The sequence below is a fragment of the Sporosarcina sp. FSL K6-3508 genome (assembly GCF_038615825.1).
Classification (GTDB): domain Bacteria; phylum Bacillota; class Bacilli; order Bacillales_A; family Planococcaceae; genus Sporosarcina; species Sporosarcina newyorkensis.
Genome location: NZ_CP152016.1, coordinates 1,939,798 through 1,958,020 on the forward strand (window position 1 = coordinate 1,939,798; position 18,223 = coordinate 1,958,020).

Genomic DNA, 18,223 nt, shown 5'->3' on the forward strand with positions numbered 1-18,223 from the left:
CTACTCCACGTTCTCGTCGCCGGTCATTTTATTGAGCGTTGTCGGATCTTCCTTTAATGCAGCAGGCGGAGCATCTATTTTCGGCGCTTCATTCTGTAGGTTGATTAGGTCTGGACGGAAGAAAGCGTTAAAGGAGATAACCAACTCCATGGGTCCTGTTGCAACCTCTTCTTCAGTCTTTTCTGCTGTCGCTTTAAATTGAATGGATTCTACATTGAGAATCCTCTTCATCTCTTCGACTTCGTAAATGAACATCTCCACTTGGTCGTATGTATCCGCAACCAATTCTACTTCCATTAGAACTCTCTCTACATTCTGCATTTCTTCCGGCATGTCTTCAAATTCCGGCACTTCTTTAGAAAATACGATTCCGTGTACTCTGCTTCCTGATTTCACTTCTGCTTTTTCAATTTGCAGAAGAAGAGCATCTTCCAGCGGTATGACGGGTACTTTCTGCTGAAGAGGCCGGGAAGTGAAGGTTTTATCTGGATCCTTATTCGCCAACTGTTTTCGCAAAGCAAACAATGTATCCCGCTCTGTAGATAATTGCAGCGCAGCTTGATCACGTTGTTCTTTTGTCGGCAAATAGAGCGTATATACGGAATAGAATGCGAGCGCGATAAAGAAAATGGAAGCTAAAACGACAAGCCCGATCTCCATCTGTCGTTTTGTAAAGTATTTACTCAACTACGCCGCCTCCTTCCGTTTCTTCGTTCTCCGAAGGCTCCGCTTCATCTACAGGCAGTTCTTCCGGCTGATCAATTGCATCATCCGGTTCAACTATGGCGTCCGTCTCCGTCTGAGCTCGTTCATCGAGGAATTGAACGAAATATCTAGCGACGTAGCGCGGCAGCACATCTGCACTCAATTCTTCCTCTGTCAGCTCTTCTGTCTCTACTAATTCAAAGGTCGCTCCATTGATCAATGAAGAAGCTTTCATTCTCGTCAAATAATGAGCAGTTTCCGACATATCATCGAACTGCACATCGAAGGTCGCTTCATTCGGTGAGGTGAACGTGAACTCCATAAAGAATCCTCGCTCAGGTAATGCGTGTACAAGCTCCTGAAGAAGCGGAACTGTTTTATACTGATACCCTTCAAGCCACTCTACCGTTGCGGCGAGCTGAGCTTTCTCCTGGCCAAATGAAGAAGGCCGCAGCTGTGAGGTGACATCTTCTTGTTGTTTCTGCACTTCAAACGCTTGCTGTTGAAGAGATTGGGTTTCATCGTCATTTTTTTGCGCAAGCCAAAAAAGAACAGCCCAGCTGATAAGTGCGGCTGCGAGAATTGTTATCGCCACCCATAACCATGTGGACCGTTCTTTTAACTTCTCTGGCAGCAAATTTATATCGACTAACATACTTCACCTACACCTCTTCCTTCAGCGCAAGACCGATCGTCCGATGAAACTCTGCAGAAACCGCAGAACCGTCCACGCATGTAATCGGCTCCTTCACTAAAGGAAGCGTTTCGATCGCCAGACGCTCCCGCACCATCTGCAGCAACTCGTCCTGTTGTCCATATGATCCGTTCCACAGGAGATGCGTAATCGACACTTCATTTTCCGCCAAATTAAAACGATAGAAATTCGCCAGTTTTTCAAGTTCCATAACAATAGTTAACGGCTCAACGCGGTGTTCATTCATTTCTTCACCTGTTGTCATACTAAGCGGCACTTCCAATTCCATCGACCGGATGAACAAAGGAAAATGACTGAAGAATATGGACACCGTCAAACTGCGGCCTCGTAAATCCGCAAGTAGAATATGCTCTTCACCTGAGAACCGATGCGAATGAAACGCCAGCCGATACAACGAAAGCGGCGCGATGTCGGCCACTACCGGCACGAGTTTTACCGCTTCGAGAACATCCTCATAGGTCTGCATGACACTTTCCTTCGAGGCAATCAAAATGGCTTCATGCTGGGCAGTATTTGCTGTATAAGGCACAACATCGAATACCGGATCATCAAATGGTAAATAAATGGTGGAACCAATTTCGATGAAGAAATGTCCTTTCAATTCCTCGTCTTCTACTGTTTCGGGATAAGCCACTCGTCGGATGATGACGTATGCATCAGGCGCAAGGAACGCCACATCTCGCTTTGCCAGGTTCCAATCTTTCACTGCCTCAGACAATATTTGTTCAAGCGCAGGCTGATCCGCAATCCGGCCTTCTTCCATGACATCCGGCGGCATAGGAAGTTCTTGTGCCATTTCCAGCACGAGCGGATCTCGAGACTTAATACGCACATGACGGATTGCGTCTTCATCAATTGTTAAAGATGCCGTACGTTTTTTACGACCGAATAAAGAAATGGGACGCGAAAGTTTTTCAAGAATAGACATAGGCGGCTCCTTTCGGACAAGCAATAGCAAGCATTCAACTATCAATGATTTTCACTGCTGTTTAGTTAGGCTAAGTATAGCAAATGGACTGCGAGAAGGAAAGATTCATAGCGAAATGTGCTTATTTATCGCACTTATTTATTAATTAGCATTTTACAATGGTTCCATATCTCTGCATTGTTCTTTTCCAACCTTTAATTCCGTATCGCTTTTCTCTATCATTTCACGTGTGGCTTTACGGAATTCTACTTTATTTTTTCCAGAGTACTCCATTCCGCAAATCCAAGATGGCTGAGCATCTGCAACATAAAGTGAATCATTCGCCAAGCCTTCATCGTCTAAATAGCCTTCTTCGATAAGTGTAGGGACACCGACAGACTTAATGTAGCCATCCGGACTTTCATAGTCGACAAAATATAGATTTGCAGCATCAATCAGCATAAGTGCATTCGCCTTTTCCGCTTTAATTCGAGATTTTTCCATGATGTTGGAGATTGCAGGAATAGCTACGGCTGCGATAATACCAAGAATCACTATGACCGCTAGTAATTCGATAAGCGTAAGACCTTTTTTGTCTTCCAACAATTTTTTCTTAGTTTCTCCTCCTAGCACACGAAGTGAATATATGTCTTCACTTTCAAGAAATACTGAGAGTTAACCCTTTTAGCGTTTTGGCTTCATTTTCCTAAGTTTGCGTTTAATTAAATACAAATTATTAAGTTTACAAAAAGACCCTAAAGAGAATAATATCTTTAGAGTCTGATTTCAATATGAAGTCTGGTTTTAATATAAAATTAGATTAACAAGTTATCTGACAAGGTTCTGAATTTTGTAGTGGACAGGTACCTTACCTATGAACAACGTCCTGGTTGTTCGGAGGTCTAGTAACTCTTTCTCCCTTGTAACAATAATCTACAGCTTTAACGAGTTATAGTTAATTTCCCGGAAGTTTTAGTACCTACCTCGTTAATTTCTTTGTTGGTTGCAGCCGCAAAAGCCACTGTCACACCTTTATTTGCCGCAGTCCCTGTAATAGTATTACCTGTTGCTGCCTTTGTAACTACTGCTGCTGTCGCTCCCTCTTTAGCTGCAAACCCGCCAGCATCTTCTAGGAAACCATCAGTGTTTAGGACTTCCTGTGTTACCGTCGTCCCATCCTTACTACCATTCTCAGTAAAATACATCTGCGCTGCAGCCAACACATTCTGTCCATCAGCTTTCAAGGCATTAACCTTTGAATTCGTAATAATATTCCCAATAGCCGGCACCGCAATCGCTGCAATAATCCCCAAAATAACAATTACCGCAAGTAACTCCACCAACGTCAAACCTTTTTCATTTTTCAATTTCTTTTGTAGAAACTTTTTCATGTAGTTTCCTCCTCTTTCTCACTTACTCTATGAATATAGTATAGCAGACGATTTAGGAAATTAACACTAGTAAACTCAAAAAAACACATATTCTACAAAAAATATTACAAAATGCATTACAAACTATCTATTTGTCCAAACATACTAAACATCGGGATCATAATTGCCAAGACGATAGTCCCTACTATTGCAGCCAGAATAACAATCATAATCGGCTCTATGAGCGCCTTTAATCGGTCTGTTGCTGCTTCTACTTCCTTCTCATAAAAGTCCGCAACTTTCGCTAACATAGAGTCTAAAGAACCAGTTTCTTCACCTATCGCAATCATATGCGGAATTAACGGAGGAAATGCCCAGTGATTCATCATCGGCTCTGTTAATGATCCTCCGCGTTCCATTGATTGTCTGGATTGACCAACCACTCTTGAGATCACTTCGTTTCCTATGACTCGCTCCGTCATGGTAAGCGCCTGTAGAATCGGTACCGAGCTCGAAAACATCGAACTGAGTGTACGTGTCATCATTGCCAGTGAGGATTTTTTGACGATATTTCCGAATATAGGCATCCTCAATAAAAAAGAATCTAACATATATTTTCCTTGCGGATTGTTTCGCAACAATAGAACACCCACTACACTAGCTGCCACCAGCAACACCAACAAATACCAATAATTTTGCATCCAATCACTCGCTGCAAGCACAAAAAGCGTCAACCAAGGCAATTCCCCTCCGATACTATCGAACATATCGACAAACATCGGAACAACGAATGACAATAGGAAAATCACAACGCCGAGCGCCAAAATGCCTACAACAACTGGATAAGCCATAGCAGACGTTACTTTCTGTCTAGTTCGGTAAGCTTTCTCGAAATGATCTGCCAACTGATCGAGCGATTCATCGACTGTCCCGGAAACCTCCCCTGCACCAACCATATTCAAAATCAATGGTTCAAACGCTTTCGGATGCTTTGCCAATGCGTCGGATAATGGTGTTCCGGTACGCAAGTCCTCCTGCACGGCGTTTAAAATCTTCCTAAATGCAGGCTGTTCAACTTGCATGGCCAAAATTCGAACAGCGTCCACAATCGTTACTCCAGCCTGCAATAAAGTGGAAAACTGACGCAAGAACATGATCAATTGTTCTCGTTTGACAGGACTACCGATTGTGATGTCTTTTGTCAAAACAGTTTCTTTCTGCTCCACAATACTTACGACACGAATGCCTTGATTCTTTAATTTTACCGCCGCATCTCGTTTATTCGTAGCTGTGATCGTGCCGCGACGGATCGATTTCGCGTCACGCCCTTCATATGTAAAACGCGTCACGGTCAATCATCTCCTTGCAAGTATGGTATCGCGACCTCATACGAGATGATGCCTTGCTCCATGAGGCTTTTGACCGAATGATCCATCATATGCATACCGAGCGCACGATTCGTTTGGATGACGTTCGGAATCTGATGTACTTTTTCAGAACGAATCAAATTTGAAACAGCTGGATTGTTGATCATAATTTCTGTAGCGGCACGTCGACCGTCTTTATCCATCGTTTGAAATAAACGCTGCGAAATAACCGCTGTCAACACACCCGCCAGCTGAACACGAATCTGTGCCTGTTGTCCATGCGGGAACACATCGATAATCCGGTCGATTGTAGAAGCTGCACTCCAAGTATGCAAGGTTGCAAGCACCAAGTGACCGGTCTCCGCCGCAGTAATCGCTGTGGAGATCGTCTCCAAATCTCGCATTTCACCAACTAGAATGACATCTGGATCTTGACGCAATGCTGCACGCAATCCATCCGCAAACGAAAGTGTATCAAAGCCAACTTCACGCTGGTCAATAATCGATGCACCGTGATCATGCATATACTCAATCGGATCTTCCAACGTAATAATATGCTTTCTCATCGTTTCATTCATATAACGTATCATTGCGGCAAGTGTTGTAGATTTCCCTGAACCTGTGGGACCTGTCACTAAAATAAGTCCTTGCGCTGTACCCGAAAGATTCTTTAACGTCTCTGGCATCTGCAGATCGTCGATAGTCGGAATTTTCGTCGGAATGGTCCGGAATGCCAATGATATCGCTCCGCGTTGCTGGAACGCATTGACCCTGAAACGTGATACATCTGAAATTTCATACGAGTAGTCGATCTGACCCGCCTCTTTAAAGTCTGGAACCACTTTTTCAGGAATTGTTTGATAAGCGATCTCTCGTGTATCTTCTTCCGTCAATGGAGTTTCACCATAACGTTTTAAATCTCCATGAACACGAAAGACTGGAGGTACGCCAACAGTCAAATGAATATCAGAAGCCTTCATTTGAAATGCTTCAGTTAATAATTGATCAATACGTATCGGCATCACACACACCCCTATTCAATCAAGGCCACTCGCAACACTTCCTCAGTAGTTGTAATGCCCTGCTTTACTTTATCTAAACCATCATCAATCAAGAAAATCGTATCGCCTTTTTCAGCAATATCCCGCAATACACTTGGCGAGGCATTGCGATTGATTGCATCGCGCATCTCGGCATTGATGATCAACACTTCATGAATCGCAATTCGTCCTCTGTATCCCGTCATATTACACGCCGCACAGCCAGCTCCTCGATTGATTTCCTCAATCTCCATGCCACGCCGAGCAAAAATCTCTTTCTCACGAGTTGTAGCTGGCTGACGTGTCCCACAATCTCGACACACTCTCCGAATCAAACGTTGTGCGACTATCGCATTTAATGAAGCCGTCAACAAGAATGGCTCTACCCCCATATCAAGCAACCTCGAAATGGAAGCCACAGAATCATTTGTATGAATCGTACTGAGCACTAAATGCCCTGTCAACGAAGCGCGAATCGCAATTTCTACAGTCTCTTTATCACGGATTTCACCAACCATGACGATATCCGGATCTTGCCGCAAAATGGAACGTAAGCCGGCCGCAAAAGACAAGCCCACTTTAGGATTCACTTGGATTTGATTGATGCCTTCGAGCTGATACTCAACCGGATCTTCTATCGTGATAATATTGACCTCTTCATTATTCAGACGATTCAGCGAAGCATACAATGTGGAAGACTTACCCGAACCCGTCGGACCTGAAATCAAAATAATGCCGTTAGGCTTTTCGATTTCTTCTAAAAAGCGCTGTAAATTCGTATGGCCAAAACCTAGCTTGGCCAAATCGTTCAGCGAGCTGCTTAAATCCAATATCCTCATAACAATTTTTTCACCAAAGACGGTAGGTAAAGTAGATAAACGGATGTCGATCGGTCTAAAATCGATGGTTACTTTAATACGGCCGTCTTGGGGAATACGTGATTCGGTAATATTCAAATTGCCCATGATCTTAATCCGCGCAATGAGTGTAGACTGCAAATGTTTCGGCAAGACGCGTTCTGTCTGCAATTTACCATCGATACGGAAACGAATGACCACTTGGTGTTCTTGTGGATCGATATGAATATCACTTGCTTTCATTGAAACAGCACTTGAAATGATTTGATTGACGAGACGGACTATTGGCGAGTCGTTGTCAACCAATTCTTCCTGCTGTTGTTGCTGTTGCTGATCTTCTGGTTCTTCAAAAGTCAGATCTTCGAATAGTTCATCATCATAGTATCGAGTGATCGTTCGAGTAATATCGTCTTTTGAAGCGATCGCTGTTTCGATATGGAAACCAGTCGAGAGACGTAAATCTTCAATTGTATTGTAATCCATTGGGTCCGCCATCGCGACGAATAATTTATCGCCATCTTTCTTTAGCGGCACAATCATTTTTTGCTTAGCCAATCCTTTTGGCACGATATTGAAGAGTTTCGGGTCAAACGGATACCTGTATAAATTGACGTGCGGGATTCCAAGCTGGAACTCCAACACTTCAATCAGCTGTTGCTCAGTAATGTAGCCACGCTGCAATAACGCATCACCAAGTCGTTGTTCTCGCGGTTTGTCTTTCAACGTACTCATTAGCTGTTCATCAGACAATAAACCCGATTCTATTAATAAATCCCCGAGACGTTTTCTAGTACCAGCCATCTAAATCCTCCTTCATCAATCGATCGGATTCCCATTTTCATCGAACTTCATAATATTTCCGCCTTTGTCGTAAATGATTTTATCGTCTTCTTTTCCGCCAGCGGAGCCTCCTGAAGCATTAGAGTTTAAAGAAGGATTTCCTGGAGGTGTCCGGGTTCCTGAAGTATTACTTTCAGAATTGCTTGGGTTCTTACTTGTATTGTCCGATCCCGAACTGTCTGGATTTGCGCTGTTTGATTCCGAGCTACTATTCCCATCCTGATTTGTGTTGTCAAAGGGATTCTCAGCCTGAACCAAATGATGGCGTTCAATTCTTGGTTGAGGCACGTAGAAATCAACAGACACGTCTTCATACTCTTCAAGCGAACCGTTCAGCAACACTTTTCGTTTTACTGTTGCTTCCAATCCCTTTTTTCCCACCTCCAACGTTTCCACACTACCTGGAGAAACAAATGCACTGTAGCGAATGACCGTTTTGGGCTCATATGTGGTCAATTTCTCCACTTCCGGTTCGTATGTACGGACAAAAGGTAGCCCTTCTATCGTCAACTCCAATTGAGAGTTTGTCCACTTCGTATGAATGGTAAAACTAGTTTGATTCGGATTCGAAAATATAAAATCCAAACCAAGCTGACGATTAATCGCCGCCTCAAACCCTGGCTGGACTTCAGCTGTCAGTTCACTGCTGATGTTACGTTCATCAATAATCCAGTTCGTTTGAAGGGCCGCCGTGTATAACATCGAGGCCATGATCGTCAACTGTTCATCACTCGCACTGGCCGATTCTTTTCCTTCCAAAATCTCCATAAAAGAAAAAGTGGTATTTGGTTGAATTTCCGTACCATTCAGATCTTCCATAATCAGGCGTAACCCTTTTGGTAGTTCATTGATTGAATAGGTAGAAGAAGCCAAAGTTTGCGTTTGTGAATATAAATTCGGGACATACTCCGGCAAATGAATGCGCTGTGGCATAATCCCGCTGCGCACATATTCTTCTATTTTAGTAGCGACTGTATCTACTTCATCTTCAGAGAATGCCAGCGAATCAAAATTCTGCTTCAAGACCGTTCGCAAACCATCTCGCGATACACTCGCAATTAACGAATTATCCTGCCCTGAAGCAGCCTGACTTAGCGTGGAATCGACATCAAACGTAACGACTTCTGAAGGTACCTCCACGGACTCATCCTGCACAAGCAATTCCACCGCGAGATTCTGTTCCAGATCGGAAAAATCCGCCGCGAGTTTTTCCTTTGCTTTCTTACGACTTAGTTTCGATATATCAAACGGTCCAACATATGTGTGCTTCCCGAAGCGTTTGATGTTTGAGAAAAAGCCATCGCCTGCGTAGGTGTCTTGGACGAATAGGGTGGAGAGTGCTAGGAGTGCGGCTGCCCATAGTAGGGTTATTGTGTATAGTTTTGGTTTCATGTAAGTTATCACCCTTTACCGCTTAATTTCGATGAAGTTTATTTTAATATGTTACATTCTCAAGGTTCGGTTTATAGTCCTCCCATTTAATGTCTGCGTCAGGCACCTGAGGAACTTCCGGCTTCTGTAAACCATCAGTAGGCTGCTTGGGGTCATCAAGCTTTAAATAAAATTTACACGTCTCTTCGAAATCTTGTTTAGACAGTTTAATTATGTCCTTTCCGGTATGGCTTGAACTATTAACGTAATAAATTTTACTATTTTGCATATTTAAATCCCGAACTTTGAAAGTCTCCGCACAAAATTTGCTGTTCTGTAAATTCAATGCCCCAATATCCGCAACACTTGTACGTAACGATGAATCTTGAATTTCAATCTTAACCGGAGATCCAAACTTCCCACCTATCGATATATTTGCACCTCGAAATTTAGAAGGAGTGTTTATTTGTAAATAATCACCTATTGAAATTTCTGATTTTTTTATATCCAATACTTGAGGAGAATTTAAATATGAACCAATAATCATTTTAGTATCTTGAAAATCTGCTCCCGAATTTAATTGTAGATATCTTCCTATTGCCAACTGTGAATTCTTGGTATAAAGCTTTGAAGGGGCATTTAATTCTTCTCCTATTTTCAAATTGGAGTATTCTAGAATTCCGCCACTGTTAAATTTCATCATTCCTCCTACTGTCAGGTGGGTTCCCTGAATAGTAACCAAATTAGGTGAGTTAAAATCTAAACCTACTTTCATAACTGAATCTTGAATTTTATTATTTTGACTGCTTTGATATCCAAACATTCCTCCAATTGTAATATTCGATTTTTGAAAATCTATAGAACCTGATTCAGCAAAATTTCCACCGATGTAAGTTGTTGAATCTTGTAATTTTGTATTTCCATGCTTACTTAAATTTCCCTTCACATAAAAATTTGAATCTCGAATGTCAAAATAACTACCACTAGTCATATTAGCCATACGGAATGTAGAATCTTCAATTTTAACTGACTTCCAACCGCTGTAATCTCCATTTAAGTATACTAATGATTTTTTTGTAACATATTCCAAATCTGATGTTTTATTGGTAAGGAATAGGCAATTTTCATTTTCGATTTTCACTGTGTTTTTGCAAATGTCTTTTGGTATTAAAATATCATCAAATCCATTTGAATTATCATCTTCATCTAAATTACCATCTACTAACAATTCAATATTCGGGATATAGAAAGCTAGAACAAAAGCTAAATCTTTTTGATTATCCACATTCTTTTGCTTACCTAGCGCCTTTCCAGTCAAAGTAATTTTTGTCTGTCCATTCTCAAGATTCTGCTCAGAAATTAAAGGAGTAATAACATTTTCTCTACCCGGGACTGTAGATTCGATAAGTAAAATATGCTCATAATCATCAGACATGTCATAAGTGTTATTTTGTTGTTTCAGATCAATCCGACGAATAATATCTATCAAATTATCTATCACTCTATCAGCCAATTTTTCTTGGATTTCATTATAATCTATAGAAGTTTTCTTTTTATCAATCATATCCTGTACAGCATTTTTTAAAAGATTTCTTAACAAGCTATTTAATTCTTTTTCGTCATACGCTTTCTTTAATTCAAAAGAATAATAATCTATCCCAGACTCTGCTGCCACAATGGCTAAGTTGTTATTATCCATTGTTTTTTCTTGCGCAGCATTATTCAACGCTCCACGCATAAATACAGCTGTTATTATAGTAATAAAAACAATTGCAAATAAAACGATAATTAACGCATAACCCTTTTCATTTTTCTGATACACCATCACGTTAACCCCTTTCTTTCGTTTCATTTGTTTCAATTTAGTTTTCTGTTTTATAACGAGAAATTACAGTTGTTATCTCAACAAATCTTTTAACTCTTACAGGATCTGTTACTTTAAAGCTTGTAAGGATTAAATCTTTTGTCGTTGGCGTTTGTTCTTCATGGTCTATTTTGGGTAGATAATCAAATTGATTACTGACCACACCGTTATAAGATTCCTTTGGTATATCTTTATCTTCCATGCAATTATCAACTCTTACTTCATTCTGACTAATCGTTAAATCATACGTAAAACAATTTCTATGAACTTGCTGAAGTTGTGAGATGATATAGTTAGCTTCTTGTTGAAGTCGCAAATTTGAAGTCTCAGAGATATTAAATTGAGAGGCTATAGAAATAGTTGTCCAAATCACGGCAGCCACTAAAGAAAGAAGAACCAGCGTCGCTAACACTTCAACTAACGTCATTCCTTGCTCATTTTTTTTCATAGTGGTCTCTCCTCTAATCCAATACTATATATCCAAATGACTCACTAACTATTTTTTCTTCTTTTTTCACTTCTATATGAATTTTATATAAGTCCGTTTTACGATCGGGGTTATTCTCACTATTATTGCATTTTTGATTATTAAACTCGCTATCTTCTCTAGGAGAACAAATCACTTCTATGAAATAATCTTTATTACTTCGAGTATATCTCTCAGACACCTGATTTGCATTTGTTGGCATTAATTCATAATCGGTCGGTAAGGATGGTGACGCTTCTCTAAAATCAGCCAAAACCTTTTTTGCCAAATTCATCGTTTCCAACTTAGTTTCAGTTCGATTATTCATATTATTCATCTGAGGGAAAATCGTCATAAAGCCAATAAATACAATACCCAGGATCACCAAAGCAGCCAATATCTCAACCAATGTCATTCCTTTTTCATTGTTTGTTTTCATGACGCCCCTCCTTTTCTTTCCGGATCTATTGATTCCACATTATAACCTAGATCTAAATGCCTTATTACTCTAACTTAAGATTAATATTCAAAGTTTATTAAGTCTATTGTCTCATTAAACCACTCAATAAGTAAAGAGAGCCTACAACAACTTTTATGTACTTTTCGTTATTAATTAAAACCACATCTTCTGAAGAAATCAATTGGCCATGCTTAATCGGACACACCGCCTGCAAATCCTCCGCTCTCGCAGCTTGCGGGTGCGGAAAATCAACAAACGTAAAGTTATTAGCAAGTGGCGCTAAAATCTTTAAAGTCTCTTCATAATCCTTCGTCTTCAGCATCCCCACTACCCAGTCCACCTTCTCACCAGGGAACTCTTCCTCTATCGTTCGAACCAGCATACGAGCAGCTGCCGGGTTATGTGCGCCATCTATGAACACGCCTTCCCTAATTTCTTGGAAACGAAACGGCAACTGTACATTCTGAATGGCTGTGGCTACATTTTCCTGTTCTAAGGAAACTCCTGCTTGCAGTAAAGCTTCCAATGCCACTGCATGATTAATCGCCTGATGCGGCCCTTTCATTCTTCTAATCGGAAGATCAAAATTCTGCATACCTTTAAAAGTTTCAATTTCTTCGTTGGCCATTCTAAAATCTCGTCCATAGACAACTAACGGACTTCCTTTTTGATTGGCTTCAAATTCGACTATTTCTTTCGCGTCTTTCGGCAACTTGCCAATTACTACCGGCACACCCGGCTTAATGATACCCGCCTTATGCGAGGCGATTTCTGCTACTGTATTACCGAGAAACCCTGTATGGTCAAGCGCAATTGAAGTAATAACAGAGACTAATGGAGTTGCAACGTTCGTACTATCTAGCCTTCCACCCATTCCCGTCTCGAGCAATATATAGTCTGGTGCAGCATTTCGAAAAGCCAGAAACGCCGCCACTGTCAATAATTCAAAGTCCGTTAATGTCCCACTTAGACCGGCACTGTTCATTTCCTCAAACACAACGGACAGTTCCTCAGATGAAATCTGCACGCCATTCAACCGAATCTGATCATGCAAATCGACAATAGCAGGTGAAGAAAACACACCGGTCGTGAATCCATGCTCTTTCAACACGGCTTCCATCACCGCGATCGTCGAGCCTTTACCGTTCGTGCCTGCGACATGAATAATCTTCAAATCTTTTTCAGGATGACCAACTTTCGCAAGTGCCTCTTCCACTGCCTCAAGTCCCGGTTTAATCGCGTCATCGCTCTTTAATTCAAATTGTTTTTTATATTCATCAAGTTTTGGAATCAAAGGAATTCCTCCTGTGCTAATATTAATATATAACTTTATTATAGCAAAGGTGGCGTGGGGATTGAAAAGTTGTTGGGTGATCTATAACGGCAGTTTGACGAGCGATAAATTTGCCGATCAAGCGCATTTGATACAAGAAGCGGCAGAACGCGCAGGGGTGCAGGCTACGATACTGAAAAACTATGAACTTCCAATGAATTTGCAAAAACCGATTCAAAATCCTCCTGACTTCGTCGTGTTTCTCGATAAAGATACGCTGCTCGCAAGTTACCTGAAGCAAGCGGGCATCCCAATATTTAACGATCCAGATGTGATCGAGACATGCGACAATAAAGCAAAGCAGTATTTAGAACTCGCAAACACGGGGATTCCAATGCCAAAGACCATCATCGCACCGAAAGTGTATGCGAACTTCACCATCCGTGACAGCGGCTATTATGAGCGAGTGCTTGACGAACTCGGCTTGCCGATGATCATCAAGGAAGGTCATGGTTCATTCGGCATGAAGGTTTATTTGATCGAGTCAGAAGAAAGTTTTTATGAAAAAGTCGATGAATTGCGCGGAGTGGATTACGTATTCCAAGAGTTCATTGAAACGAGCAGAGGACGAGATTTGCGTGTTAATATCGTGGGAGATACGATCGTCGCTGCGATGTATCGGTATTCAGAGACCGATTTCCGTGCGAATATCACGAATGGCGGGATAGCCGAAGTCGTGGATCTGACAGCCGAGCAGGAATCGCTGGCCTTACGCGCAGCAAAAGCTGTCGGCGCAGAATTTGCGGGCGTCGATTTACTGTATGGGGCGAATGATGAACCGCTCGTCTGTGAAGTGAATGCCGCAGCGCACATCCGTAATATCTATACGGTTACAGGCATCAATGTGGCAGATGCAATGATTGAATACATATTGGGGGAAATTCAATGAAAGGCGCAGTCTATTACAGCTTGGCTGAGGCTGAGCGAAATCATGCGTTTATTAAGGACTTACAAAAAGAAGCGGAAAATCTTGGAATCTGTCTTGAATTGCTGACAAAATATCCAGCCGAACCGCTTGATTTCATTTTATTCCGAGACCGCAATCCACTAGTGGCAAGCGAATTGGAACAGGCCGGCTATCGCCTATTCAACAGATCCACTGTACAAGAAATTGCAAATGATAAATTAAGAACATTCGAATTGGCTACCGTTCTCGGTATACCCGTAGTGCCGACTTTTCGGGCAGATCAACAACTTCCAAAAGTGCCGCTAGTACTTAAAACACGAGGGGGGCATGGTGGCAGCGAGGTATTCCTCTGCCATTCCCAAAAAGAAATAGCGGAGTTGTTTAGCCGCTTTGATCAGCAAAAACTAATCGCCCAGCCCTTTATCGATTCCGATGCACAAGACGTCCGTGTGTTTATGCTTGGTGAAGAAGTGCTTGGAGCTGTAAAACGAACAGGTCCAGTAGATTCATTCAAATCCAATTTTACGCTCGGTGGGTCAGTGGTAAAGTATTCGCTCGACACAGCACAGAAGAAACAAGTTCAGACCATTTCACGTGCTATTCGCAGCGATTATATAGGAATCGATTTCCTGCTGCCTGCTGAAGGCGGCTGGTTGCTCAATGAAATTGAAGATCCTGTTGGGGCACGTTCTCTGTATGCGACACATGATTTTTCAGTTGCAGAAAAGCTGTTGCATTACATAAAAGAGCGATTAGAAGTGTAGATGCTTTATGAGCGCCAGCCAGGTGGTTATGAGCGCGGTGACAGAGTTTATGATCGCAAACCGGGTGGCTATGAGCGCGACGACACGTTTTATGATCGCAAACAAGCGGCCTATGAGCGCAAAGACGTGCTCTATGAGCGTCCGCACATTATCCATGAAAAAAAGGCTGTCCTGAAAGTCATATTCAATGACCAACAGGACAGCCTAAGTTTATTCCAAATTAAATCTCTTTCAACTCCGCAATGCGTCGTTCAACCGCCGCGCGTTTCTCCAGGTAGTCCTGTTCTTTCGCACGTTCTTCTTCAACAACTGCTGCAGGAGCTTTCGCTGTAAAGCGTTCATTGGACAATTTCCCTTGAACTCTCTTTACTTCGCCTTCCCATTTGCCGAGTTCTTTCGTCAAACGAGCCAATTCTTCGTCGATGTCAATCAAACCTTCAAGCGGTAAGTAAAGCTCGGCGCCAGTCACAACAGCTGACATCGTTTTGCCTGGTGCATTTACACCTACACCGATTGTCAATGTTTCTGGATTACAGAAGCGCTCGATATACGCACGGTTGTCTTCCAACACTGCGACCGTCGCTTCATCTTTCGCGGAAATATACAAATCGACTTTACGGCTCATCGGTGTATTTACTTCCGAGCGAATATTACGCACTGCATGGATGATGTCCATCAACAACTTCATATGTGTTGCACGAGACGCGTCAGACAATGCCGTGTCTACTTCCGGCCATTTCGCTACCGTGATCGACTCCCCTTCATGCGGAAGGTTCTGCCAGATTTCTTCTGTGATGAATGGCATCAATGGGTGCAATAGACGCATCGTGTTATCGAGAACATATGCGAGAACCGAACGTGTCGTTTTCTTCGCTGCTTCGTCTTCACCATATAATGGAAGCTTCGCCATTTCGATATACCAATCACAGAAATCATCCCAAATAAAGTTGTACAACGCACGACCCATCTCACCGAACTCATAACGATCTGCAAGGCTTGTCACTTGTTCGATTGTTTCATTCAGACGAGTTAAGATCCACGCATCTGCAACAGATTTTTCCCCTGTCAGGTCGATTTCTTCGTATTTCATTCCATCCATATTCATCAATGCGAATCGAGATGCGTTCCAAATCTTATTGGCAAAATTCCAGATTGCTTCGACTTTTTCAGTGGAGTAACGTAAATCCTGTCCTGGTGAAGAACCCGTCGCCAAGAAATAGCGCAATGCATCTGCACCGTATTGATCGATAACGTCCATTGGATCGACGCCGTTACCAAGGGATTTAGACATTTTCCGTCCATCTTCCGCACGTACGAGTCCATGGATCAAAACATCCTTGAATGGACGTTCTCCCGTGAATTCTAGAGCTTGGAAAATCATGCGAGACACCCAAAAGAAGATAATATCATATCCTGTAACAAGGGCAGCGTTCGGGTAATATTTCTTGAACTCTTCGCTGTCGACGTCCGGCCACCCCATTGTCGAGAACGGCCATAGAGCGGAGGAGAACCAAGTATCGAGCACATCGTTGTCCTGTGTCCAATTGTCCGCATCAGCCGGCGCTTCCTGACCAACGTATACTTCACCTGTCGTCTTATGATACCAAGCCGGAATTCGATGTCCCCACCAAAGCTGACGTGAAATACACCAGTCGTGGATGTTTTCCATCCAGTTCAAATAGGTCTTTTCAAAACGTTCCGGAACAAATTGAACTTTTTCTTCTTCATTTTTCTGTAATTTGACCGCTTCTTCTGCTAGCGGCTGCATCTTGACGAACCATTGTGTCGATAAATACGGCTCTACGACCGCTCCACTTCGCTCAGAATGTCCAACCGAATGCATATGATCTTCTATTTTGAATAAAACTTCCATCTCCTGCAAATCCTTGACGATTTGCTTGCGGCACTCAAAGCGATCCATGCCTTCATACTTACCCGCCAGTTTATTCATCGTACCGTCTTCGTTCATCACAAGCACTCTTGGCAAGTTATGACGATTCCCCACTTCGAAGTCGTTCGGATCATGGGCAGGTGTAATTTTCACCGCACCGCTTCCGAAGTCCATTTCGACATAGTCGTCCGCTACGATCGGAATTTCACGGTCAACAATTGGCAACTTGACCATTTTCCCGATCAAATGCTGATAACGCTCATCATCCGGATGGACCGCAACCGCCGTATCTCCAAGCATCGTTTCAGGACGCGTTGTTGCGATTTCGATATGTCCTGTGCCATTCGTCAATGGGTAACGCATATGATAGAATGCGCCCTGAACGTCTTTATGGATAACTTCAATATCAGATAACGCAGTTTTAGTGGCAGGATCCCAGTTGATAATATACTCACCGCGATAAATCAATCCTTTTTTATACAGCTTGACGAACACTTCACGAACAGCTTTAGAAAGCCCTTCATCTAATGTGAATCGCTCACGTGAATAATCCAGTGCCAGTCCTAGCTTTGCCCATTGTGCACGGATGTGGTCGGCGTATTCTTCCTTCCACTTCCATGTTTCCTGTACGAACTTTTCACGCCCTAGATCATAGCGCGATACACCTTCTGAACGAAGCTTTTCTTCCACTTTCGCTTGCGTCGCGATGCCTGCGTGGTCCATTCCAGGCAACCATAACGCATCATAGCCTTGCATACGCTTCATCCGGATGAGCATATCCTGTAACGTCGTATCCCAAGCGTGACCCAAATGAAGTCTGCCTGTTACATTCGGCGGCGGTATGACAATCGTGTACGGTTCTTTCTTGCTTGTCACATCGGCTTCAAAGTAGTTTCCTTTCAGCCACCAGTCGTAGCGTCCGTCTTCCACTGCTTGTGGATCGTATTTTGTCGGCATCGTTAGTTCATCTGTCATTTCAGTTCCTCCTTAAGGTAAAAAAAGGGATACAAAAAGCCCCGTCCATCCCGGTTAAAGGACGAAGGAGCTCGTGGTACCACCTTTATTTATGAACGCTAAAAAGCATGCATCTTAATGAATCAGTAACGGCTTTCACCGGTTCCTGCTACTCGTTTTTCACAGAAACTGCTCATAGGGGACTTTCCATCTGTAGTTTACAGGTACGTTCCACCTATCGTACCCTCTCTAGAGAAAACTTTGCACATGTACTTTCCTATTCTTCGCATCTTTATCCTTATCACCCATTATTATATGGGAAGGATGCCATAACCGTCAAGTTTTACTTTAGACAAACAAGAAAGGAGGGTGTGCATTGCGAAAAGGATATAATCCATATTTGCTGCCACCT

The 18,223-nt window shown here is 42.5% G+C and carries 16 protein-coding genes and 1 other annotated feature; of the genes, 2 read left to right on the forward strand and 14 right to left on the reverse strand.

The window, feature by feature from the left end; all coding sequences use genetic code 11:
• The 13 genes from MKX97_RS09565 to MKX97_RS09625 form a co-directional block, all read right to left on the reverse strand.
• Positions 1 to 687, reverse strand: coding sequence for a pilus assembly protein PilO (locus MKX97_RS09565; RefSeq protein WP_342535847.1), 687 nt, complete (start codon positions 685 to 687; stop codon positions 1 to 3).
• Entirely contained in the window at positions 680 to 1,360 is a 681-nt protein-coding gene (locus MKX97_RS09570) for a fimbrial assembly protein (RefSeq protein ID WP_342535848.1), read from the reverse strand. The genes MKX97_RS09565 and MKX97_RS09570 overlap by 8 nt, the downstream gene beginning before the upstream one ends.
• A 7-nt stretch (positions 1,361 to 1,367) precedes the next feature.
• The gene (gene pilM, locus MKX97_RS09575; RefSeq protein ID WP_342535849.1) at positions 1,368 to 2,348 is read right to left on the reverse strand and encodes a pilus assembly protein PilM; all 981 of its coding nucleotides are present in this window, start codon (positions 2,346 to 2,348) and stop codon (positions 1,368 to 1,370) included.
• Positions 2,349 to 2,501: 153 nt separating this feature from the next.
• Entirely contained in the window at positions 2,502 to 2,933 is a 432-nt protein-coding gene (locus MKX97_RS09580; RefSeq protein ID WP_342535850.1) for a prepilin-type N-terminal cleavage/methylation domain-containing protein, read from the reverse strand.
• Between the two features lie 335 nt (positions 2,934 to 3,268).
• Positions 3,269 to 3,718, reverse strand: coding sequence for a type II secretion system protein (locus MKX97_RS09585; protein WP_078816773.1), 450 nt, complete (start codon positions 3,716 to 3,718; stop codon positions 3,269 to 3,271).
• Positions 3,719 to 3,834: 116 nt separating this feature from the next.
• Positions 3,835 to 5,046, reverse strand: a complete 1,212-nt coding sequence (locus tag MKX97_RS09590; RefSeq protein WP_342535851.1) for a type II secretion system F family protein — start codon at positions 5,044 to 5,046, stop codon at positions 3,835 to 3,837.
• Positions 5,047 to 5,048: 2 nt separating this feature from the next.
• Positions 5,049 to 6,086 (reverse strand): type IV pilus twitching motility protein PilT, encoded by a 1,038-nt coding sequence (locus tag MKX97_RS09595; protein WP_078816775.1) that lies wholly within the window; start codon positions 6,084 to 6,086, stop codon positions 5,049 to 5,051.
• An 11-nt stretch (positions 6,087 to 6,097) separates the two neighbouring features.
• Positions 6,098 to 7,762, reverse strand: coding sequence for a GspE/PulE family protein (locus MKX97_RS09600; RefSeq protein ID WP_078816776.1), 1,665 nt, complete (start codon positions 7,760 to 7,762; stop codon positions 6,098 to 6,100).
• 15 nt (positions 7,763 to 7,777) lie between these two features.
• On the reverse strand, positions 7,778 to 9,193 hold the full coding sequence (locus MKX97_RS09605; protein ID WP_342535852.1) for a VanW family protein: 1,416 nt from the start codon (positions 9,191 to 9,193) through the stop codon (positions 7,778 to 7,780).
• Between the two features lie 43 nt (positions 9,194 to 9,236).
• Positions 9,237 to 10,997 carry a hypothetical protein gene (locus tag MKX97_RS09610; RefSeq protein ID WP_342535853.1) on the reverse strand — a complete coding sequence of 587 codons (1,761 nt, stop codon included), beginning with the start codon at positions 10,995 to 10,997 and terminating at the stop codon, positions 9,237 to 9,239.
• Positions 10,998 to 11,034: 37 nt separating this feature from the next.
• The gene (locus MKX97_RS09615; protein ID WP_078816779.1) at positions 11,035 to 11,484 is read right to left on the reverse strand and encodes a type II secretion system protein; all 450 of its coding nucleotides are present in this window, start codon (positions 11,482 to 11,484) and stop codon (positions 11,035 to 11,037) included.
• Positions 11,485 to 11,497: 13 nt separating this feature from the next.
• On the reverse strand, positions 11,498 to 11,941 hold the full coding sequence (locus MKX97_RS09620; protein WP_078816780.1) for a type II secretion system protein: 444 nt from the start codon (positions 11,939 to 11,941) through the stop codon (positions 11,498 to 11,500).
• Between the two features lie 103 nt (positions 11,942 to 12,044).
• Positions 12,045 to 13,256, reverse strand: coding sequence for a folylpolyglutamate synthase/dihydrofolate synthase family protein (locus MKX97_RS09625; RefSeq protein ID WP_176132478.1), 1,212 nt, complete (start codon positions 13,254 to 13,256; stop codon positions 12,045 to 12,047).
• A 61-nt stretch (positions 13,257 to 13,317) separates the two neighbouring features.
• On the opposite strand from MKX97_RS09625, the gene MKX97_RS09630 reads away from it, so the two are divergent.
• Positions 13,318 to 14,184 carry a RimK family alpha-L-glutamate ligase gene (locus MKX97_RS09630; protein WP_342535854.1) on the forward strand — a complete coding sequence of 289 codons (867 nt, stop codon included), beginning with the start codon at positions 13,318 to 13,320 and terminating at the stop codon, positions 14,182 to 14,184.
• A complete protein-coding gene (locus tag MKX97_RS09635; protein WP_342535855.1) occupies positions 14,181 to 14,966 on the forward strand; it encodes an ATP-grasp domain-containing protein in 786 nt (261 codons plus the stop codon). Before MKX97_RS09630 ends, MKX97_RS09635 begins: the two co-directional genes overlap by 4 nt.
• Before the next feature lie 220 nt (positions 14,967 to 15,186).
• Here the strand turns inward: MKX97_RS09635 and MKX97_RS09640 are convergent, their stop codons facing one another.
• On the reverse strand, positions 15,187 to 17,832 hold the full coding sequence (locus MKX97_RS09640) for a valine--tRNA ligase (protein ID WP_342535856.1): 2,646 nt from the start codon (positions 17,830 to 17,832) through the stop codon (positions 15,187 to 15,189).
• 54 nt (positions 17,833 to 17,886) lie between these two features.
• Positions 17,887 to 18,105: a binding site (T-box leader), on the reverse strand.
• Positions 18,106 to 18,223: the final 118 nt, after the last annotated feature.

What these genes read in the sequence shown, in the direction of transcription:
- MKX97_RS09570 (WP_342535848.1), bottom strand. Translation starts at nt 1,360, where the DNA reads ATGTTAGTCGATATAAATTTGCTGCCAGAGAAGTTAAAAGAACGGTCC.
- pilM (WP_342535849.1), bottom strand. Translation starts at nt 2,348, where the DNA reads ATGTCTATTCTTGAAAAACTTTCGCGTCCCATTTCTTTATTCGGTCGT.
- MKX97_RS09585 (WP_078816773.1), bottom strand. Translation starts at nt 3,718, where the DNA reads ATGAAAAAGTTTCTACAAAAGAAATTGAAAAATGAAAAAGGTTTGACG.
- MKX97_RS09595 (WP_078816775.1), bottom strand. Translation starts at nt 6,086, where the DNA reads ATGCCGATACGTATTGATCAATTATTAACTGAAGCATTTCAAATGAAG.
- MKX97_RS09600 (WP_078816776.1), bottom strand. Translation starts at nt 7,762, where the DNA reads ATGGCTGGTACTAGAAAACGTCTCGGGGATTTATTAATAGAATCGGGT.
- MKX97_RS09605 (WP_342535852.1), bottom strand. Translation starts at nt 9,193, where the DNA reads ATGAAACCAAAACTATACACAATAACCCTACTATGGGCAGCCGCACTC.
- MKX97_RS09610 (WP_342535853.1), bottom strand. Translation starts at nt 10,997, where the DNA reads ATGGTGTATCAGAAAAATGAAAAGGGTTATGCGTTAATTATCGTTTTA.
- MKX97_RS09615 (WP_078816779.1), bottom strand. Translation starts at nt 11,484, where the DNA reads ATGAAAAAAAATGAGCAAGGAATGACGTTAGTTGAAGTGTTAGCGACG.
- MKX97_RS09620 (WP_078816780.1), bottom strand. Translation starts at nt 11,941, where the DNA reads ATGAAAACAAACAATGAAAAAGGAATGACATTGGTTGAGATATTGGCT.
- MKX97_RS09635 (WP_342535855.1), top strand. Translation starts at nt 14,181, where the DNA reads ATGAAAGGCGCAGTCTATTACAGCTTGGCTGAGGCTGAGCGAAATCAT.
- MKX97_RS09640 (WP_342535856.1), bottom strand. Translation starts at nt 17,832, where the DNA reads ATGACAGATGAACTAACGATGCCGACAAAATACGATCCACAAGCAGTG.